This window comes from Gilliamella sp. wkB72 (assembly GCF_001693745.1).
GTDB lineage: Bacteria > Pseudomonadota > Gammaproteobacteria > Enterobacterales > Orbaceae > Gilliamella > Gilliamella apicola_E.
In genome coordinates, this window is the sequence record NZ_LZEI01000011.1 from 102881 (window position 1) to 124965 (window position 22085).

Annotated in this window: 21 protein-coding genes; 1 reads left to right on the forward strand and 20 read right to left on the reverse strand. The window is 34.8% G+C overall.

Annotated features, from left to right (window positions below; all coding sequences use genetic code 11):
* Positions 1 to 11: 11 nt before the first annotated feature.
* From A9G07_RS06365 to A9G07_RS11890, 14 genes are all read right to left on the reverse strand, one after another.
* Positions 12 to 689, reverse strand: coding sequence for a ribulose-phosphate 3-epimerase (locus A9G07_RS06365; RefSeq protein WP_065734502.1), 678 nt, complete (start codon positions 687 to 689; stop codon positions 12 to 14).
* Between the two features lie 7 nt (positions 690 to 696).
* Positions 697 to 1137, reverse strand: coding sequence for a ribose 5-phosphate isomerase B (gene rpiB / locus A9G07_RS06370; RefSeq protein WP_065734503.1), 441 nt, complete (start codon positions 1135 to 1137; stop codon positions 697 to 699).
* 108 nt (positions 1138 to 1245) lie between these two features.
* On the reverse strand, positions 1246 to 2277 hold the full coding sequence (locus A9G07_RS06375) for a zinc-binding dehydrogenase (protein ID WP_065734504.1): 1032 nt from the start codon (positions 2275 to 2277) through the stop codon (positions 1246 to 1248).
* 4 nt (positions 2278 to 2281) lie between these two features.
* The gene (locus tag A9G07_RS06380; protein WP_065734505.1) at positions 2282 to 3331 is read right to left on the reverse strand and encodes a galactitol-1-phosphate 5-dehydrogenase; all 1050 of its coding nucleotides are present in this window, start codon (positions 3329 to 3331) and stop codon (positions 2282 to 2284) included.
* A 58-nt stretch (positions 3332 to 3389) separates the two neighbouring features.
* On the reverse strand, positions 3390 to 4664 hold the full coding sequence (locus A9G07_RS06385; RefSeq protein WP_065734506.1) for a PTS galactitol transporter subunit IIC: 1275 nt from the start codon (positions 4662 to 4664) through the stop codon (positions 3390 to 3392).
* A gap of 66 nt (positions 4665 to 4730) precedes the next feature.
* Positions 4731 to 5012 (reverse strand): PTS sugar transporter subunit IIB, encoded by a 282-nt coding sequence (locus A9G07_RS06390; protein WP_065734507.1) that lies wholly within the window; start codon positions 5010 to 5012, stop codon positions 4731 to 4733.
* Between the two features lie 20 nt (positions 5013 to 5032).
* Complete coding sequence (locus A9G07_RS06395; RefSeq protein WP_065734508.1) at positions 5033 to 5506, reverse strand: PTS sugar transporter subunit IIA; 474 nt, start codon at positions 5504 to 5506, stop codon at positions 5033 to 5035.
* Positions 5507 to 5511: 5 nt separating this feature from the next.
* Positions 5512 to 7626, reverse strand: a complete 2115-nt coding sequence (locus A9G07_RS06400; RefSeq protein WP_065734509.1) for a BglG family transcription antiterminator — start codon at positions 7624 to 7626, stop codon at positions 5512 to 5514.
* A 299-nt stretch (positions 7627 to 7925) separates the two neighbouring features.
* Positions 7926 to 9932: a transketolase gene (gene tkt / locus A9G07_RS06405; RefSeq protein ID WP_065734510.1), complete on the reverse strand. Its 2007-nt coding sequence runs from the start codon at positions 9930 to 9932 to the stop codon at positions 7926 to 7928.
* Between the two features lie 115 nt (positions 9933 to 10047).
* Complete coding sequence (tal, locus tag A9G07_RS06410; RefSeq protein WP_065734511.1) at positions 10048 to 10998, reverse strand: transaldolase; 951 nt, start codon at positions 10996 to 10998, stop codon at positions 10048 to 10050.
* A 739-nt stretch (positions 10999 to 11737) separates the two neighbouring features.
* A complete protein-coding gene (locus A9G07_RS06415) occupies positions 11738 to 11974 on the reverse strand; it encodes a FeoC-like transcriptional regulator (protein WP_065561719.1) in 237 nt (78 codons plus the stop codon).
* A 15-nt stretch (positions 11975 to 11989) separates the two neighbouring features.
* Positions 11990 to 14290 carry a Fe(2+) transporter permease subunit FeoB gene (gene feoB / locus A9G07_RS06420; RefSeq protein ID WP_065734512.1) on the reverse strand — a complete coding sequence of 767 codons (2301 nt, stop codon included), beginning with the start codon at positions 14288 to 14290 and terminating at the stop codon, positions 11990 to 11992.
* Entirely contained in the window at positions 14287 to 14565 is a 279-nt protein-coding gene (locus A9G07_RS06425) for a FeoA family protein (protein WP_218060022.1), read from the reverse strand. The genes feoB and A9G07_RS06425 overlap by 4 nt, the downstream gene beginning before the upstream one ends.
* Before the next feature lie 148 nt (positions 14566 to 14713).
* Positions 14714 to 15109, reverse strand: coding sequence for a nitrous oxide-stimulated promoter family protein (locus A9G07_RS11890; RefSeq protein ID WP_218060023.1), 396 nt, complete (start codon positions 15107 to 15109; stop codon positions 14714 to 14716).
* A gap of 51 nt (positions 15110 to 15160) precedes the next feature.
* On the opposite strand from A9G07_RS11890, the gene A9G07_RS06430 reads away from it, so the two are divergent.
* Positions 15161 to 15991, forward strand: coding sequence for a shikimate 5-dehydrogenase (locus A9G07_RS06430; protein ID WP_065561722.1), 831 nt, complete (start codon positions 15161 to 15163; stop codon positions 15989 to 15991).
* Between the two features lie 203 nt (positions 15992 to 16194).
* Here the strand turns inward: A9G07_RS06430 and A9G07_RS06435 are convergent, their stop codons facing one another.
* From A9G07_RS06435 to coaE, 6 genes are all read right to left on the reverse strand, one after another.
* Complete coding sequence (locus A9G07_RS06435) at positions 16195 to 17148, reverse strand: carbohydrate kinase family protein (protein ID WP_081303365.1); 954 nt, start codon at positions 17146 to 17148, stop codon at positions 16195 to 16197.
* 422 nt (positions 17149 to 17570) lie between these two features.
* Complete coding sequence (ycaO, locus tag A9G07_RS06440; RefSeq protein ID WP_065734515.1) at positions 17571 to 19328, reverse strand: 30S ribosomal protein S12 methylthiotransferase accessory factor YcaO; 1758 nt, start codon at positions 19326 to 19328, stop codon at positions 17571 to 17573.
* Between the two features lie 31 nt (positions 19329 to 19359).
* Entirely contained in the window at positions 19360 to 20379 is a 1020-nt protein-coding gene (gene tsaD / locus A9G07_RS06445; protein WP_065734516.1) for a tRNA (adenosine(37)-N6)-threonylcarbamoyltransferase complex transferase subunit TsaD, read from the reverse strand.
* Positions 20379 to 20591 carry a DNA gyrase inhibitor YacG gene (yacG, locus tag A9G07_RS06450; protein ID WP_065734517.1) on the reverse strand — a complete coding sequence of 71 codons (213 nt, stop codon included), beginning with the start codon at positions 20589 to 20591 and terminating at the stop codon, positions 20379 to 20381. Before yacG ends, tsaD begins: the two co-directional genes overlap by 1 nt.
* A 25-nt stretch (positions 20592 to 20616) precedes the next feature.
* Complete coding sequence (gene zapD / locus A9G07_RS06455; protein WP_065734518.1) at positions 20617 to 21354, reverse strand: cell division protein ZapD; 738 nt, start codon at positions 21352 to 21354, stop codon at positions 20617 to 20619.
* Positions 21347 to 21961, reverse strand: coding sequence for a dephospho-CoA kinase (gene coaE / locus A9G07_RS06460; protein ID WP_065734519.1), 615 nt, complete (start codon positions 21959 to 21961; stop codon positions 21347 to 21349). Before coaE ends, zapD begins: the two co-directional genes overlap by 8 nt.
* Between the last annotated feature and the right edge of the window lie 124 nt (positions 21962 to 22085).

Genomic DNA, 22085 nt, shown 5'->3' on the forward strand with positions numbered 1-22085 from the left:
CTAACTCCTTGTTATTGATTTTTTAATTCTATTTGCTTTCTAATTTGCATAATCTGCTTTGTGTAATTATTATTATTTTTTTGATTAAAAAGTGCGGAAGTTCCTAAGACAAAAACATCAGGCATACTATTTTCCATTAACTTAATAGTTTGTAGATTAATATTACCGTCCACTTCAATTAGTGGAGGATTTTCTAACTCTTGTAATCTCATTTTTAGCTGAGCAATTTTATCTATAGTACTTAGCTGAATTTTTTGTCCTGCAAACCCAGGATTAACTGTCATTAATAAAATCATATCGATATGAGATAAATAGGGTTCTAATAATGAAATTGGTGATAATGGATTAATAGCGATAGAAGGACGGATATTTTGATCACGTAAATAATCAATTATGGAAAATACGTCATCACAAGTCTCTATATGGAAAGAGATATACATTGGTTGAATCGATGCAAACAGTTGGGCATATTTTAACGGAGAAACTGTCGCTAGATGAATATCTAATGGGATCGTAGTGGCTGATTTTACTCTAGCAAGATATTCTGGTCCTAAAGCAAGATTTTTAACATAAACACCATCCATTACATCACAATGTAATAAATCAACCTTGGCATGTTCTAGTTGTGATAGCTCGTGCTTTAAGTTAAGTTGATCGGCACACATTATAGAAGCTGCAATCTGTTTCATAACAACCTCACTTTTTTTCGAGTTCAATAACCATATCAACTCGTTTTTTATGTCGACCCTTTGCAAACTCGCTTGTTAACCAAATATCAACAATATTGAGAGCTAAACCAATACCTAAAACACGTTCACCTAAACAAAGCACATTGCTATCATTATGTTCTCTAGTTGCTTTAGCAGAAAAACAGTCAGAAACCACTGATGCTCGAATTCCTTTTATTTTGTTTGCTGCAATCGACATACCAATACCTGTGCCACAACATAAAATACCCAGATCAGCTTTTTTACTTACAACCAACTCAGCTACATTTTTCGCATAAATTGGAAAATCAACACTTTCAAAACTATCACAACCGACATCAATAATTTCATATCCATTGTTTGTTAAATGATTGATTATGGTATCTTTTAAATTTTTTCCACCATGATCACAACCAATTGCAATTTTCATATTATTACCTCATAACTACCTAAAAGTTATTTGAAGCACCTACTTTTAATATTTAAAAGTAGGTGTGTTATCAATTTAAAAAAAGGCCCACATTATCAATACGTTGAATTATGATTTTATTAATACCTTTATTTCAGTACCTTCCATTACTTTTTCAAATCCTTTTCGCCAGTCACGAAGGTCATAAATCTTAGTGATCATCTTTTCAGTATTAATTTTATGTTTTGCTAATAAATCTAATGAGGTAATCCATGAACTAGGTTTTTGAGAACGTGAACCAATATAATTAATTTCACGTTGAATGATAGACTCTTCATCTAATTCATTATTTTTCTTAGCAAATAGTCCAACTTGAACAAAGTCGCCTTTTTTACGAATTAAAGGTAAACCTTGATTTACAGCTGAAATCACACCAGAACAATCAAAAATGCGATCAACACCAATATTATTGGTTATTGATAAAACAAATTTTGTTAAATCTTCTTTTTGTAGATCGATAATGTGATCAACGCCAAGTTCAACTGCCAGCTCTAGACGGGGTTGATCTCGAGTAATACCTGCCAGAATGACTGTTGCACCTTGTGATTTAACGACTTGAGCAAGAAGCAAACCGATAGGACCGGGACCAAAAATAAGGACAATATCTGTTGGTGATATAGTTGTTTTTTCTAAAGCTGCGTGAACACAACATGCTAAAGGTTCAGTAAGTGCTGCTGATTTATAGCTAATATTGTCATGAAGTACATGGCAACTTTCTTCACGTGACAAAACAAATTCAGCCATACTACCGTTAATTTGAGTACCAATACCTTTACGATTTCCACATAAGTTATAGTCTTTTTTTAGGCAATAAGGACAAGTACCACAAGTCTCATAAGTTGTTTCACTCGTAACACGATCCCCTACTTTGATACTTTTAACATCAGGACCAACAGCTACAACTTCACCAGAAAATTCATGTCCTAATACGACGGGTGTTTTAGGGTTATTATATTCACCTTTAAATGTATGAATATCTGAGCCACAAATACCAGTATAAGCGACTTTAATTTTTACTCTATCTCCATATACTTCAGGTTCGTCAATATCTCTTAATTCCATTTGATCATAACCTGAAGCTGTTTTTACTAATGCTTTCATAATATTATTTCTCCATATAAGGCAAAATGAGAACTTTGTTATAGTCATGTTGACCAGATAAAATCATGTCAAATGCTTCTTTAGTTTCCGCTAGTGGATAACGATGGGATATGAGAGGTTTCAACTTAATACGTTGTTGTCGAATAAGTTCAATGGCTGTCGTCCATGCCTTACCTGGAAAGGGTGCTGAATATGAGTTCCAAAATCCCTTAAGAATCAATTCACGACGAAAGATATTTTCAAATGCTTCTTCATGCAATAACACATCAGAATAAGCAATACCAACATAACCAATTTTTCCACCTTTTCTACTCACTAATAAACACTGTTCTTGTGTCACTCTTGATCCTGCGCATTCCATTACAATATCAGCACCAATACCGTGAGTAATCTCATTAATCCTTCCTTTTAAATCTTCTTTAATCGGATTAAGGGTATAGTGACAACCTAAACTCTTTGCAAAAGATAATTTTTTATCACTAATATCAACAGCAATAACAGTTGTTACACCATTTGTTATCAAACATTGAGCAGTTAACATACCTATAACGCCCATACCAAAAATTACAGCGGTATCACCTAATTGAGGTTGAATACCTAACGTTGCATGAAGTGCAATAGCAAGCGGTTCCAGCATTGCCGCTTCTTCAAAATCAAGATCATCAATAGGAACAACATTATTTGCATTTAAAACAACATTTTCAGCAAAAGCTCCAAAGAAATGAGAACCTAACATTTGATAATGTTCACAAAGAGAATACTTACCTGTTTTACAATTGAAGCATTCATAGCATGGTAAAAATGGGATACCTGCTACTCTTTGCCCAATTGATAATGATTTAACATTTCCACCAATCTCAGTAATAACACCAGAAAACTCATGTCCCATTACTGCTGGTAATGGATACTTCCATTGAGTTTGCATCTTATGAATATCAGATCCACAAATGCCAGCTGCCATAACCTTGACTCTAACATCATCAGCACCACATAATTTAGGATTAACATCTTCTGTATTGATAATCTTGTTTTGATAAAGAACCGCTGCTTTCATATTTTTTCCTTACCACTTAATTCCAACATTTAATTAAAATATAAATACTCATTAACAATTAATTAAAAAACGCTTCCCACAATTGAGAGAATTTAAGAATAATCCAGTTAAAAAAGTTGCCTCCCATATCTAAAGTGCTAAGCTCACTTGCACCTTCAGGGAATTTATAAACACCATCTAACATTGCTGTATGTACTGCACCAAAATCAGTCGCCATCAGTAACGCTAAAGCAATAACAACCGTACCACTAAGAACGGAGTGCAGAATGTTACCGTTACGAGATGCGACAACAAATGAGACATAAAATGGAATAGTAGCTAAATCACCGAATGGCAAAACTTTATTACCAGGAATAACAATCGCTAAAAAAAGTGTTATTGGAACAAGCAATAAACCAGTTGAAATGTTAGCTGGATGTCCGATTGATAATGCTGCGTCTAAACCTATATAAAGTTCACGTCCTTTAAATCGTGATTTCATGTAGTCACGGGCTGCTTCTGAAATTGGAATTAAACCTTCCATAAGAATTTTTACCATCCGTGGCATTAATAACATTACAGCTCCCATAGAAACACCTAGTTTAAATGTTTCACCAATTTCATAACCAGCTAGCAAACCAATGACAATCCCCAATATCAACCCCATAATCATTGGTTCACCAAAAATACCAAATCGTTTTTGAATTGTTTCTGGATCTACATGTAAATCCTTAATAACAGGAATTTTTCCAATTACCCAACCAATTGGTATCCCGACAAAACCAAACGCTGCAGTTGATCCCGTTGGTAATGAGACCCCTTTAAGACCATAGAAATTTTCAACCAGATTTTGGGTTTTATCAGCCATCCATAGACATAACACTTCATAAATAAGTGCACATAAAATCGCAAACCACCAGTTTCCACCTGTGACAATAAAACCTGTTGCACCAGCTGCTATGAAATGCCAATAATTCCAGATATCAACATCTAAAGTTTTTGTCATTTTGAAGAAAATTAAGATAAGATTTGCGACTAAACAGATAGGAATTAAAATAGCCGCAACAGGAGATGCCCAAGAACCGGCTGCAGCACCTGGCCAACCAACATCAATAATCGTTAAACTTAAACCGAATCGTTCAACCATTTGCTGGGCTGCTGGTCCTAAACTTTGTGAAAGTAAACCAATGACAAGATTGATGCCAACAAAACCAATACCAATGATAATTGCCGAACGAATAGCTCGACCCACAGGGACTTTAAAAATAATAGCGATAATAAATATAGCAATTGGTAAAATAACAGTAGGGCCTAAACCAAGTACATATTGCACGCTAGCTAATAATGTATCCATTTTCTATTCCTTGCTCAGTAATATTTAACTTTTAGGTAAATTGACTTACCTAGATACTCAATTTTTTTATTTTAAATAAGACAATATTTCTTCATCTAATGCCTCCTCGTTAATACCACTGATATATGCTGTAGCAATGATGGCAGGGATTTGATAAGTGGTTGGTAAAATAGTGGTAGAAACAATAAGATCTGCTTGATGTTGCTGTGAAGCAGCTTCTGCAATTTTTATTTGTTTTACTTCTGCATCAATTTGATGCTCTTTGATTAAACGTTCAACTCTATCTGTTACAACAGTTGAAGTTGCAATTCCTGCGCCACATGCGACTAATATTTTAAGTTTGCTCATGATTAACTCTCCTAATGATATTATTTATCTTCCAATGAAATATTCTGAAATATTTGAATTATTTCATTATTATTTTTCGCTTTAACTAATTGATTAACATGATTTTTATTTTGTATTACTCTCATAATTTGTTGTAAAACAGTTAATTGACAATGAGGTTGGTTTAAACCTAGAATGAAAATAAGATCGACATTTACCACCTGCTTTTCATTCTCCATTGACTTAAACGAGATAGTTTTTTGTGGAATAATAATTCCGATGAATTGCTCTTTAATGCAATCTGGATCGGTATGTGGAATTGCAATACCGTAACCATTAAGTTGAATTCCAGTTGGAAAACAACTTTCTCGTTCATTAATCTTAGATAAGAAAGAGGTTGTAACTAAATCAAGTTGTAAAGCTTGATCAGAGACCATTTGAAAAAGTTCAATCGTGTTACGACACCGGTTATCCAACCAGATCATTTTTTCTTTTAAGAAATCGATTAAATACATAGAAATTAATTCTCCTGTAATATAATTTGTTGTTTTAATTTGAAATCATTTTGAGATACAAACATTTGTATTTCTTGGTACAGCTGTTCGGAAGTAGTGGTATCATGCAGTTTATTTAATATTGAACGATCATTAGCTAACTCCATTAATTGCAGTAATGCTGTAAAATGTGACCGTCTATCTGTCGCAGCAATAACTACGACAAAATGGAGTTTTCCTAGTTTTTCTGTATAAATACCGTGTTTAATATGTAAAAGACTCATACAGAGTTGATTTGCACCTTTTTCAATTTCAGCATGAGGAATAGCTATTGCTAGTCGAAGAACAATACTTTCACTGATTTCTGGATATCGAGAAATCATTGCATCTACATAAGTTTGCGAAATTAAATTTTCATTTAATAATGGTTGTGCAGCTAAACGGATTGAATCGTGCCAAGTTTCAACACTATCGGTTTTGGTGATATGTGTTAATGTTAAAAGCTCGGCAAGACTTTTTTGAGCTTCTTTTGGGGGTTCCTGCAAATTTGACGTTGATGCTAATGACTCGACGATTGCTCTTTCTAATTTTTTTCTTTCTTGAATAATTGTATATTTATCAATTAATTTCATCAGTTCTTCTACACCGATAATATTGCTTTCAATGTTATATACAGTGCGCATTACTCGACATCTCAAATCATATTGCTCTTTTTCGCTCATGACTTGATTAATAAAGAACATCGTTTTAGAGGTATAAATTGGTATAGTGGTAAAAACCACATCATAAATTACATTGGTTTGCTCAAATTGACGGGCAGACATTGCCGGATAAAACATGATTTCTGGAAAAATAGATCGCAATGTCTTATCCATAATTCGAATAATGGATAAACTACCAGAACAAACAATAACGGCTTTAATAGGAGAATTAAAATTCTCATTTATCTCGATTAAATGACCACCAAAAAACAATGCTATCAGCATACTTTCATTATCAGGAATCTTATTACCAATAACATCTTCTAAGGGTTTTAAAGATTGTTTTACAAAAAAGTGAATAATATTGAACTCACTATCAATTTCATCAAATGCGTCCGTATAATCAGAAGCTAATTTATATTTGATTCGATAATAGGCGGGCTTAATATGTGCATAAAGCTTTTCCAATAAGAGTTCTTTATTTTGTAAAACAACGACAGCATTTTTTTCGAATTCATTAATAATTTTGACTAATGCATCACGTAATTCTTGTTTATATTTATTAGTTGGCTTAGAGGTTTGTAATTGTTCTAAAAGTACGTTCGAAATCAATAATTGAAGGGTAATATAAAATCTTTCTGGTTGAGGGATATTATTTCGATTACCAATAAGGATTTCAGTCGCGTTATATTCTCGTGTATCTGATAATTCTTTATAATCTATTAAAAAATCAGCTGTAATGATCCAATTTTTTTCAATTCGCCTAAAAATTGTTTCTAATATGTAAGGTAAAACCCGCATTTTTTTGTCAATAAAGCGGATTTTTAATTGTTCCTCAACTTGTTCTAAACTTTGACGATGTTTTTTGATGGTGTCTGTATTTATACCAGTGAATTCACTAACAGCTAATTCACCGCAAAAACTGTCCATGATATGTTCAAGTGCATGAATAAAAGCAGTACGAATTCGCCACTCATCACCTTTAATTTGATAACCTTTTTTTCGAAAATAACAAATATCTAATTTATATTTAATTAAAGTATTTTGTGCTAGTTTTAAATCACTTAAAACAGTATTTTTACTTACTGATAAACCAAAAATAAAATGATTGAGTGATAGTTTTTCATTACTCGCAACTAACATTAAAATAATTAAATTAATACGTTCTTTTTCAGAAGGAATGTAGCGTTGTTTCGCTTTTTCTTGAGGTTTTAAATCTGAAACTAATTGAAATAAATCAGGTTCAACAACAAATTGACCATTTGAACTTCGGTGTATTTTTGGATAAGTTTGCCTTTCTAACCAGCTATTAATTTTATTGAAACTATAATCAATTTGCCTTCTGGTTAAATTCAATCTTGCCTGCAAATCCATGCTAGTTATATTGAGATGAGACAAAATCTCTTTCAGCAATATAGCACTTCGTTCATCTAAATACATGTGTCATCCTCCACATATTTGTTAATAAAAAGTCTAAAGTAGCTTGAAATAAAGTGATAATTGTTTTGGGTCCAATGTGTGGTATTTTGATTGTGCCAAGATGGGAGAAAAATATCTAACCTTATAAAAAATATTAAGTTATAAAAAGAATGTTATAAATTGGTTATGGAGTTATTAGCGACAAATGTAATAGATAAAGGGGGATTTAAGAATTGGGATCTAAAAAATATAAAATAGAAATATAAAAAAACTTCGCTAAAGTTATTAGCGAAGTTTTATTTTGTTAATGAAACTATGATTTATTTCAATAGACTTTTGGCTTGATTTAAAACATTTTCAACCGTGAAACCAAACTTAGCAAATAGTTGTTCTGCTGGGCCTGATTCACCGAAGGTTGTCATGCCAATGATTTTGCCGTTTAAACCGACATATTTAAACCAATAGTCACTAATACCAGCTTCAATAGCGATGCGAGCTGTTACTGAAGATGGTAATACTGATTCTCTATAAGCTTGATCTTGCTTATCAAATGCATCAGTTGATGGCATTGAAACAACTCTTACTTTTCTACCTGCTTCGGTTAATTTGTGATAAGCCTCAACAGCTAGCTCAACTTCTGAACCTGTTGCAATAAGGATAAGTTCTGGCGTACCGCTACAATCATTTAAGATATAACCACCACGGTAAACATTAGCTAATTGCTCAGCTGTACGCTCTTGTTGTTTAAGATTTTGTCTTGAGAAGATAAGTGCAGTTGGACCATCTTTTCGTTCAACCGCATATTGCCAAGCAATGGCTGATTCAACCTGGTCACAAGGACGCCAAGTACTTACATTTGGTGTCACGCGTAAGCTTGCCATTTGTTCTACTGGTTGGTGTGTTGGGCCGTCTTCACCCAATCCAATTGAATCATGAGTATAAACGAATAAAGAGCGAATCTTCATTAATGCTGCCATACGTACTGCATTTCTAGCATATTCCATAAACATCAAGAAGGTTGCACCATAAGGAATAAAGCCACCATGTAAAGAAATACCATTCATAATAGCTGACATACCAAACTCACGCACACCATAATGGATATAGTTACCAGCAGGGTTGGCTAAAATTTCTTTAGAACCAGACCACATGGTTAAATTACTTGGCGCTAAGTCAGCAGAACCACCTAAGAATTCAGTTAATACTGGAGCAAAGGCTTCAATGGCATTTTGTGACGCTTTACGAGTTGCAATTGTTGCTGGATTTGCTTGTAATTTATTAACAAAATCTTTGGCTGTTTGTTGCCAATTACTTGGTAAGTCGCCATTCATACGGCGTTTAAATTCTTTCGCTAAATCAGGATAAGCTTTAGCATAGGCATCAAAACGAGCATTCCATTCATCTTCGCGTTGTTTACCTTTAGCTTTTGCATCCCATGCAGCATAATATTCTTTTGGAATTTCAAATGCAGGATGAGACCAACCTAATGCTTTACGTGTTGCTTCAATTTCAGCATCACCAAGAGGAGCCCCGTGACTTTCATGGCTACCGGCTTTATTAGGCGAACCAAAACCGATGACAGTTTTACACATTAATAATGATGGTTTATCAGTTACAGCTTGTGCTTGTTCGATAGCTTCAGCTAACGCTTTCGCATCATGTCCATCAATACCGCGAATCACATGCCATCCATAAGATTCAAAACGTTTAGCAGTATCATCAGTAAACCAACCTTCAACTTCACCATCGATTGAAATACCATTATCATCGTAAAAAGCGATAAGTTTGCCTAATTTAAGGGTTCCCGCTAAAGAACAAACTTCATGAGAGATCCCTTCCATCATACAGCCATCACCCATAAATACATAAGTATTGTGGTCAACAATTGTATGGCCAGATTTATTAAATTGAGCAGCTAATGTTCTTTCAGCTATTGCCATACCTACAGCATTAGCAATACCTTGCCCAAGTGGACCTGTTGTGGTTTCAACACCTGGAACATGACCAAATTCAGGGTGACCTGCTGTTTTAGCGTTTAGTTGACGAAAGCTTTTTAAATCATCAAGCGTTACGTTATAACCAGTCAAATGTAACAAGCTATAAATCAACATTGAAGCATGACCGTTGGATAACACAAATCGGTCACGATCTGCCCAATTTGGATTGGTTGGATTATGTTTTAAAAATCCACGCCAAAGTACTTCAGCCATATCAGCCATCCCCATTGGTGCACCTGGATGACCTGATTTTGCCTTTTGCACGCCATCCATACTTAATGCTCTTATCGCATTTGCTAATTCGCGGTGGGATAGTGTGGTTGCATTCATGATAATGATCTCCAAAAAATATTTAATAATTCATTGATAGTCTGCTATCAGCAGACAAATAAAACAGGTTTGTAACAAAATTAAAAAGGGGAACTATCTCCCCTTTTATTAATAATTAAAGCAGTGCCCTGATCATATCTTCAAGTTTACCTTGATCGACCGCAAAGGCTCGAATCCCTTCAGCTAATTTCTCAACTGCCATTGCATCACTATTATGTTGCCATCTAAACTCAGCTTCAGTCATTAACGATGGACGCTCTACAATTGTTTGATTCGGATTCAATTTGCGTTCTACTGGCGCATTTGATTGTTGCATTTCCGCTAATAAATTTGGTGAAATGGTCAAACGATCACAACCCGCTAACGCTAATATTTGATCGACTTTACGGAAACTTGCTCCCATCACAATTGTTTTATAACCATGCTGTTTATAATAGTTATAAATATTACGAACAGATACTACGCCCGGATCTTGATCGGCAACATAAGGTTCTATTGGTTTCTTTGCTTGATACCAGTCATAAATACGTCCAACAAATGGTGAGATTAGAAATGCATTAACTTCTGCACAAGCTCGCGCTTGAGCAAAAGAAAACAGTAAAGTTAAATTACAGTTAATACCTTCTTTCTCTAAAACTTCCGCTGCTTTAATTCCTTCCCAAGTTGAAGCGATTTTGATTAGAATTCGCGATTTATCAATGCCTTTTTGTTTATATAAATCGATAATTTTCCGAGCTTTTTCAATACATCCCTGTTTATCAAACGACAATCTAGCATCGACTTCGGTTGAAATTCGGCCTGGAACTGTTTTTAGAATTTCGGCGCCTATATTCACCGCAACTTGATCACAAGCATTAACCAATTGTTGTTCTTTACTGCCACCTAATTTTTTAGCAGTATCAACAGCTGAATCAATTAAAGAACGATATTGAGGAAGTTGAGCTGCTTTTAACACAAGCGATGGATTAGTCGTTGCATCTTCTGGAGAAAACTGTTTAATCGAATCAATATCACCTGTGTCGGCAACCACGACAGTTAATTTTTTAAATTCATCTAATTGGCTCATACTTCAAATTCCTCTACTACATGTTTTTTAAACATAATTATAATAACATTTATTAAGTAATAAAACGACAGGATAAAGTCGTTTCAGTTCAGGCTATTTTTATCAAAAATAGTATAAAAACAAAGCTAAATTTAAGCGTAATTCAACAACTCGTTACTTTAAAACTCATCGTAATAAAAAACGTTCTACTTCTTCAGAAAATAGACCACTTTTAAATTATGATTTTTATCTCAGTTGAATCAATTTTTAGCAAATTCAACCCTTTTCCATCCATTGCCATAATGTGATCACTATTTTTCACGGCGGATAATCTATCACGGCTTATACTGCATGTATTTCATGACTTTATTTAAGCAATGTAAACTAAAATACTGTTTTAATATTCTACAACGCTTTGTCTCACTTTACATACAGCATCATCTGCACCAATAGCTTCATGTTTTATATTTTGTGTTTTATCACACCAAAATGAACATGCGTTCATATTAATATCATTTGTTACTTTGAGGTATAAATAAATTCAATTTTGTGATGTAAGTCTCGAAAAAAGATATTGAATAAAAAATATATTGACCTTTTTATTTAAAAGATAACAAAAATAGGCAAAAATAAGCGGTTAAATTTTTAAAAAAGTGACAGGGTTTAATCAAAGGTTAAAGATTAATACATTTGATACATTTAGTATATTTAAGGCAGATTAACCTGATTTAATTAATTAAGATTGTTAAAAGAAGATAAATTATTGAACCCAAACATAATTGGGATAAACGGCTAAATTACAACTAATACATGCAGAACACTGCTTACCAGCACAAGTTAATAAATTATTATTTACTAATTTAATGACTCCTTTATTTACCCAAAAATCAAGCATCGGTTCAACGGCGCTTTCAGGTAAACGAAAGTGACGAGCCACATCTAGCAAATTGGCTCGCCCTCGTAATTGAACATAATCTCGGATTGATGTTATCAGCATAAAAATTAAAGTCTATTATTCACAACAAGCCGATTTATTGTGTGAGCGTGGTTTAGGTAACTGATAATGATTAAAGCATGGCAGATTCCCAAGTTTACGCATAACAACAAAAGTCAGAATAATAAATACCCCTATACCAGTTAGCCAATATGGTGCAAATGTTGAATGACCTAATAAACTAAATTGGTAATAAATCGTTGCACATAACCACCCAATAACAAATGTCCAAACTGCGACAAAGATCATCCATTTTAGCCCTGCCTCACGATAAATGGTGCCTAAAGCTGCTGCACACGGTGTGTATAGTAGAATAAAAATGAGATAAGCAATGGCAGATGTTGAAGTAATGAAAGAATTGCTTATTTTAGTTATCGTAATCGAATCAACAGATAATTCATCTTGTCGGCTATCTTGATTAACGAGCCCAAGTGGATCGCCAATTGAGTTTGCTAAATCAATAAGATGAGCAGGAATCGTGGAAAAAGCTGACTTAATTCCACCATAAAATGAAAACTCTTCTTGCTCATGATGATCCATTGAATAGAGTGAATTTAAAGTTGCAACCACTGATTCTTTGGCAAAAATTCCGGTAAAAATACCCACGGTAGCTGGCCAATTTTGTTTATCAATCCCCATTGGTGTAAAAGCCGGCGTTACTTTTTGGCCAATAACAGATAGCATAGAGTCATTTGAATTTTCATGCCCAAACGAACCATCAACACCCCATGAGTTTAATATGCTAAGTACTGTCACCATCACTACAATTGCTTTACCTGCACGTAAAACAAAGCTTTTTAGCCGTTGGCAAGTTATTCGCAACATACTGCGTAAAGTCGGAATACGATAGACCGGCATTTCCATAATAAATGGTGTTAATTCGCCTTGTAGCAAAGTATTTTTTAAGACAAAACCGGTCAGCATCGCCACAAAAATACCAAGTAAATACAACATAAAAACCACAACCGATGCATAATTAGGAAAGAATATCACAGCAAACAATGCATAAACTGGCAAACGTGCACTACAAGACATAAAAGGAATTAGACAAATAGATAAGAGACGATCACGTGGGCTGTCTAATGTTCTTGTCCCCATAATAGCTGGCACGCCACAACCAAATCCCATTAACATTGGTACAAAGGCTTTACCGGGTAGTCCGATACATCGCATAAAACGATCTACAATCATCGCAGCTCGAGCTAAATAACCTGAATCTTCCAAAAAAGATAAAACAAAAAACATCGCCGCAATAACTGGAATAAATGTTGATACAGTCGTAATCCCATTACCAAGCCCGTCAGCTAAAATAACCGTTAACCAAGTTGGCGCATGTAGCATATTTAAAAGGTAATTAAAGCCATCAACAAAAATCGTACTAAAAATACCTTCAAAAAAATCAACAAAAACCGAACCAAAATTAATCGCAACCAAAAACATGGCATACATTGCAAACAAAAAGAAGGGAATCCCAGTAAAACGTCCTAAAGCTAGTTTATCCAATTTTTCAGTAAGATTTAAGCTGGCCTCACGAGGTTTATCGACCACCATTTTGCAAACCATATCAATCGTATCGTAACGTATAGAGGCTAAGGCTACATCAACTTGATAATCAAAATTAATCGATACCAAACGACGACAAATCTCTAACTTCTCATTTTCAACTAAATCAAATGAGGGATCAGAACCATTAAGCAATGCTTCTATTAATTGCCACCGGTTAAATTGATGGATTTTGCTCGTCACGGGTAATTCATCCAAATAGCGATTAAAGATCACTTTTGAATCCCAATTTAAGGTATCTATTGTCGGTTTTGCTATTTTCAGATCTAGAGTGCTAATTTGTATCTGCTGGTAAAACTGTGTTAATCCCATTTTCTGCGTAGATGAAATAGCCACAACTGGGCAACCTAATAGTTTCGCAAGTTTAGCGATATTTAACTTTTCCCCCATCGCTGTAAGTGCATCAACCATATTAAGCACAATTATCATCGGCACTTGCATATCAATTAGCTGAAAAGTTAAATACAAGCTACGTTGCAAATTGGTTGCATCAATAACATTAACAATCAAACTATCTTTGTCTGTTAACAAAAACTGACGTGTAATAAATTCATCTTGAGCGGTTGAATCTGACTCAATGGAATAAGTTCCAGGCAAATCAACAACATCATACTGTGTATTTTGATAATCAAATGAGCCTGACTTATGCTCAACCGTCACACCAGGCCAATTACCAACACGCTGCTTTGAGCCTGTTAACAAATTAAATAAGGTGGTTTTACCACAATTGGGATTACCAATTAACGCAATTTTCATGCAACTACCTCAACTTCGATGGCTGCTGCTTCACGTCGACGCAAACAGAGTAAAAAACCTCGAAGACTTATTTCAATCGGATCGCCTAGTGGTGCGATTCGCAATACCTTCAATTTACATCCAGGCGTCATCCCCATAGCTAAAAGTTTGCGACGAAAAGGTAAAGAGTCAGGTAACAGACGTTTAACAACAGCCTCATGCCCTATAGAAAGGTGTTCAAGCGTAAATATCATACTTCCTATCAAATACGGTTGTATTTCAATAAATGGCGACATTTTAAAAGATAATCATTCGCATTTTTAGTGTTTAACTGCGAACAAATCGCAAAGAACATCTAAAATAAGTGAAAACATTGAATTTATAGGCAAATTAGAAGATAACCCTGACAAAAGTTGATAATTCAAGGCTCAAAAACCCCGCTCCTCAACTTTTTTTGGCATTAGAAAAGCGCTTTTTTACAAATCTCTTCAAAATCGTTTTTAAGTTTTTATTAAGATGCTTGATAGCCATTATAGGGTGATAAATCATCATTCTTGGACCAGAATAACGCATGACTTCTTTTATTCGCTGTTTGTAGTCTTTACGGTAACAATGTTTTAAACAGAGTTCGCAGGTAGTTTTAGACTCGCCAAATCGGCACATAGTCAATCGTTGCATAGCGTACTGTAATAAATCATTACACTCATCGCATAACTGGTTTTTTGAGGTGTGGTGTTTTTGGTGACAATAAAGATATATCATCACTTTTACTGTGTTTTTTTCCTGATTTATTTTGGGGCCAGTGTTGTTTGCAACCATAATTAAATATATATCGGTCAAAAAGATGCTAGAATACTAAATTAATTAGTATGATCACAAGGATTTTGGTTAATGGCAAGAATTATCAACAAAGATACTACTGTTTGTATGTCACTTTCAGCTAGACCAAGTAATTTTGGTACTCGCTTTCATAATTATTTATACGAAAAATTGGATCTAAATTATATCTATAAAGCCTTCACCACCAATAATTTGAAAGATGCAATTTATGGTATTAAAGCATTATCTATTCGTGGTTGTGCAATTTCGATGCCTTATAAGCAAGCTTGTATTGAATTTATTGATGAATTAGATGTATCAGTACAATCCATTCAAGCAGTGAATACGATCGTTAATACCGACCACTATTTAAAAGCGTATAACACCGACTATATTGCTGTAGAAAAACTAATTAAGGCCAATCATATTAACAACAACACGCCATTTGTTTTAAAAGGCAGTGGAGGCATGGCTAATGCGGTAATTGGCGCTTTTTATGATGCTGGTTTTAAACATGGGATTGTATGTGCCCGAAATCAGATTAAAGGCGAAGCTTTAGCTGAGCGTTACAATTATAAATGGGTTAAGGATGAATCAACCATTACGCCAGAACAAGCAAAATTAATTATTAATGTGACCCCTATTGGTATGCAAGGTGGCGTTGAAGCAGATCAACTAGCATTCAGTGAAGCCCTGATTAATCATGCCGATATTGTATTTGATGTGGTCGCCCTACCAATTGAAACACCACTAATTAATTATGCAAAAAAATTAAATAAAACTGTGATTACCGGTGCAGATGTTGTTGTGTTACAAGCCGTTGAACAATTTATTTTGTACACCGGTGTTACGCCTAGCGATGAACTCATCAATCAAGCTGCTGAGTTTGCCAGACAAGGTTAATCTCATTGATAACATAATTTGTAAAGCACACTCTAAAAAATCTCTTGATTCGGACGTTTATTCCTTAATGAAATACAGGTTAAAACGTCCAAACTTACCTAAAATCTGTTTAATAGAAAAACTCGAAGTCCCCTTTTTTACTCCAAAAAAAGTTGAGGAGCGGGGTTTTTGATGTTTGCAAACCTTCTATAAAACATCATTAATTAAAAATAGGGAGTAAAATGCTTACTAAACGTTTTACCTACTCGATTAATATCAACCAAGTTTGGCATAGCGCTTCGCCCTCTTTTTTGCTGGTTAACAGCAGCAACTGATAGATTTGCAAATAATAGGGTCTTTTCTAATGGCCAATCATAACTAATGCCGTAAGCAAAAGCGCCCTGAAAAATATCACTTTCGGTCATCTTATCAATCGATTGATTTTTAAAACCGGGAATAATGATGACTTCTTGACGATCAAGATATGCACTCCCCTTTTCACCCATGCGGATGATGACTTTACCGCGAGTTAAACTACGCAATTTTTTAAATGCGTCTTTAATTGTTTTCTTATCACTAAAGGATTTTATTTTTAAAAATGCACACGCAAATTGTTCAGTTACAATGACATAATCTGCATGTTGAGCTAGGTACAGACTCGAATCAGACAGACTATCTATACTCATAATAACTTTCGTTTTAGGTAAATTCTTGATGATATATTCACTTAATTCGGCTTCATATCCATCCACTAAAATAACAATATTGTAGCCACGAATGGTTTGCATAAAGTGATTGAGTTTATTTTTTTCATCATCAGTTAATTTTGGTGGCGTGGTTAATCGGTGCGATATAATGGTTTGCATTCCGGTTTGTTTATCAATGGTGATTGCTTCTAATGGGGTGATCATGTTTTCTGAAAAAATAAATTGCTCAGTATTCACGCCTGCATCAGTAAGTTCAGAAACAATCTGATTACCATAGGAATCATTATTTAAATGACTAATGTGATAAATAGCTTCGCCCCAAAGTGCGAGCAAATAAGCCGTATTAGCACAAGAACCACCTCCACAACGGACTATATTATCTGGCGGTATAACACCGTTTTTTTCTAAATTAGGTGAAGTAAAACAAACTAGATCTAAACAAGCAAAACCTATGGTAAGAATTGTCATCATTTAGCCTCAATAAATGGATTAATTTAAAAAAACTAAAAATTGAAAATTTTTGACTTAACTTTGTTCGACTTGATTTAAATAATTATGCCAGCGTTCAAACTGCTAGAGAGAAAATGAAAAGCAATAAGGGAATCTACTTATTGCTTTTAGAAAAACGATGCCTCAAAAAGGCTTTATCATATAAAACTATAATATATTATTATAGAACAACCCGTTTAAGGATTCATTTTATGCTAAGTGAATTTTTTAAGTTTAGTAAGCATAAAACTTGAATTTTGTGACATAAGTCTCAAATATAGTCCTTTTATCACTAAATATCAAATTCAAATGTACATAAAATCATCAGCAAAGACGGTTTAGGTTTATCACTGATGATGAATGCTTTCTCTTTAAATAATGATTTATCTTAAAAAACAGCAATTTTACATGGTCTGTTTTAATTTGTTGTAGACCTCTAAAAGTTTTTGATGCATCACAAATTGATCCATTGGATGATTATGCTCATTGCTAATCAAATCAGCGAGGCCAAAAAACTGTTTTTTGCCTGTTGCATATTGCCACATTTCGTCAACGCAAGTTTTTCCATACATTTTATTGAATGCATTTTGGTAATCACTAAACTGGTTTTCGCCTCGTTCAATAATAAAATTCACTAAGGTTTGCAAACAACGATAAGCATGGTTACGTTCAGACGTAAAGATGGATTCATTCATTTCAACCGTCCAATCGATCCACAATTTTGCTTGTGGTAAATCACCAGCGGCTAATGCCAGCATAGCTTTTAATTCACCAATTCGTAAAGTCAGCCATGCATTATCTTTACCTGTTGCAATGCCAAGCAGTTCACGAACACGAGCAAAATCATCTAAACCTTCATCATCAAACTGTTCAATAATTGCCAGCAACTCTTTTGCTGTTCGCTTTTGATGAGGAAGCGATAAGATCAATTCGCGTAAATGGATCGCCATATTATTGTTTGCGATCAATAGATCTTCAGGTGGATAGATTTCTGACATGCCGACAGCTAAAATACGGCAAGCATAAACCCCAAGATGTTGGTAATCCATGATCAGGACTTCAATTTGATGACGATTAAAAATTGCCATTAAATTGGCAAATTCTTGCTCTGTCGATCCTGAAAAATCCCAATCTACAAATTCATAATCCGATTTTTCATTAAACAGATCCCACGAGATTAAACCACTTGAATCGATAAAATGCGTTTCTAAGTTGCTTAAATCGGCAACATCATCATTATCAAAACTTGGTGGTGAAAACACATCCAAATCTTTAAGACTTCGGCCTTGTAAGAGTTCGGTAACAGTTCGCTCAAGAGCCACACCAAAATTAGGGTGCGCACCGAAAGAGGCATAACAAGTACCATTTTGAGGATTAAATAAAACAACACAAATAACGGGGAATTCGCCACCTAATGAGCCATCAAAGCAGTAAATCGGGAAGCCTTCGTTTTCTAGAGCGTCGATTGCAGCTAATACTGCTGGATAACGATTGAGTACTTCGACAGGTATGGTTGGCAAACTGATTGCCTCAGTAATAATTCTATTTTTAGTGTAACGTTCGAATATTTCTGACAGACCTTGTACTCGTGCTTCGTTTGGAGTATTGCCTGCTGACATTCCATTAGAAGCATATAAATTAGCTATTAAGTTAACCGGTACATAGATGGTTTGACCATCGGATTGTTGTACAAACGGTAAAGCACAAATCCCACGTTCACCATTACTTGACTGTAAATCAATTAAATCGGTAGCAGTTAATTCATGATCCGGATCATAAAACTTGAGTAATTTTGGCGATAATAATCCTTTAGGTAAGCTATTATCTTTCGGTATCGTAAACCATTTTTCAGTTGGATAATGAACAAATTCACTATTGGCAGCTTTTTCACCTAAATAAAAATCAGAAAAAAAGTAATTGGTTGAAAGCCTTTCAAAATACTCACCAAGTGCAGAAGCTAATGCCGCTTTTTTGCTGGCGCCTTTACCGTTGGCAAAACAGAGTGGACATTTAGTATTTTGAATATGTACCGACCATACGTTAGGTACAGGATTAAGCCAAGATGCTTCTTTAACAACTAAGTCAAATTTTTCCAATTGTTGCTGAAAATAGTTAATCGAATCTTCAAGTGCTGCATCTTTACCGGGGATAAATGTTTTCATTAAAAAACCTTTTTAATATAGCTTGAACAATTTATTTGTCATTAAGTTCACTTAATGGCCATCTTGGTTTGACTTCTATTGCCAGATCAGCAAATTGTGAGGATTTAAGATGGATCATACCTGCATAAGCAATCATCGCACCATTATCTGTACAAAATTCTAATCTCGGATAATATACCTGCCCTTTTCGCTCAGCCATTAGTTGAGCTAATTTACGGCGTAACGTTTTATTGGCGCTAACACCACCAGCGATAACTAAACGATTAAAACCGGTGAGATCTAAAGCTCGACGTGATTTAATTAACAACGTATCGACTAATGCATCTTCAAATGCTCTAGCAATATCAGCTTTGCTTTGCTCGTCAAGGTCTTGCCCTTGTTGATGAATAGTATTTGCTGCGGCCGTTTTTAGACCGGAAAAACTAAAATCTAAACCCGGTCTATCTGTCATCGGTCTTGGAAAATGAAAACGTGACGCATCGCCTTGCTCAGCAAGTTTAGATAATTTAGCGCCACCAGGATAATCCAATCCTAATAATTTTGCTGTTTTATCGAACGCTTCACCTGCAGCATCATCAATCGATTCGCCAAGTAACTCATATTCGCCAACACCAGTAACTTTAATTAATTGAGTATGACCACCGGAAACGAGCAAAGCAACAAAAGGAAACTCGGGCGGGTTATCTTCTAACATAGGCGCGAGTAAATGGCCTTCCATATGGTGCACCGCAACCGCAGGCACATTCCAAGCATAAGCAAGCGAGCGACCGATAGAAGCACCAACCATTAATGCACCAATTAACCCAGGCCCAGCGGTATAAGCCACGCCGTCAATATCACTGGGTTTTAAATTTGCTTCTTTCAATGCAGCTTGAATGAGCGGTACCGTCTTACGAATATGATCGCGCGAAGCGAGCTCAGGTACGACGCCACCATAATCAGCATGTAATTTGATTTGTGAATAGAGTTGATTGGCGATAAGACCTTGCTTGTCATCATAAATAGCAATCCCCGTCTCATCGCACGAGGTTTCAATGCCTAAAATCTTCATTAATGTTTACTCATCAGATCAGAAATTTCGTCTTCACTCCAAAGATCTTGTTCAGAAAGTTCTTTATCAGCGATGCGATGTTCTTCTGTGGCCCAATCACCTAAATCAATCAATTGGCAACGTTTACTACAAAATGGACGATATGGACTTTTTTCAGACCATTCAACATCTTTTTGGCAGGTAGGACATTTTACAATGGTATTTTTATTCATTTAAACGCTCTTAAATTCTATTTGACTAACAACATGCAAGTTCAAATTCGATTGCATCAATATTGTTATTATCGCCAGCATAAAGGGGTAAAAAACGAATACTATAACGAGACATGTGACCGGATACTTGAGGATAAACATTTTTATCCAAAGCAACACGAATTCGAATCAAACTCACATCACCATTGGTTTCTTGGAAGAAGTTGTTGGTACAAGTGAAAAGACTAAATTCGCCTAATTGTCGAATAAATTGTAAACAAGCTTTCAAAGGCTCATCAAGTACCGCAATATGTTTTAACCACTCATCAACTTGTGAATTGCGTTTTTCTTGTGTTTGATTTAACCATAAATGAAATGATGGTAAATCAAAACTACAACATCCACCTGGGATCATCAAACGCTGACGAATTGCCGTAATAAAACGGTCATCTTTCAAAGCTTGTCCTAAGCGTAAACTCGAATTAAACTTTGTTAAAAAAAGATCATATTTTTTAAGCATATCGCCAAGTAACTCTTTGTCTACACCATCAAGTTCAATCCAAGATAGTATTTTCTGTTTTTGAGCTTCGATCTCTTTAATTAAATCGCCTTTAACATCATTACGCTCAACGATTTCTAATAACTCTGATAATGCATGAAAAAACAATAATGCATTATTTTGTGAGAAATGGCGATGTAAATGTAATTGTTTAAGTAAAAACTCAATACGTAACCAAGTACGCATTCTTTCATTTAATGGATGTTCGAAAATTATGTTATTCATAGCTATTCTTAACTTTTAAGTTATGTAGATATTGCTTATGCAAGTTATCTACTTGAATTTTCAGTGACTCTAAATCACCATCATTCACAATAATATCATCGGCAAAGGCTAAACGATCGGTCAAACAAACCTGTGTTGCAATCATTTTTTTTGCCAATGACTCACTAATTCTATCTCGATTAATCAGGCGTTCTAATTGTAACGCTTCTGGAATATCAATCATCAAAACGCGATCAGCCAGCTGGTGTAAATTGTTCTCAATTAATAAAGGCACCACCCATATCACATAAGGTTTGGTTTGCTGAGCAAACTGTTTTTGCGTCTCTTGTGCAATAATCGGGTGCAATAAATTATTTAACCATAACCGTTCATGATCATTGTTAAAAATGATCTCTCTTAATTGGCTACGGTCTAATTCACCATTTTCTAACAAGATTTCTTGGCTAAAATGTTTAGTAATTTGCTCCAAAGCAGGCGTACCTACTTCAACCACTTGGCGAGCAATAATGTCAGCATCAATAATTGGAACGCCTAATTGAGCAAATAGATGGGCTATGGTACTTTTACCACTTGCAATGCCTCCACTAAGGGCAACAATATAAGACATAAATCAAATTCCAACTAAAATGACTATATTAAGGGATTATATCATACAACTGGGCAACAGAATATATCGCATCTATCCCTAAAATAATTTTAATAATTGCCCGCAAAAGGTCCTACATAAAACA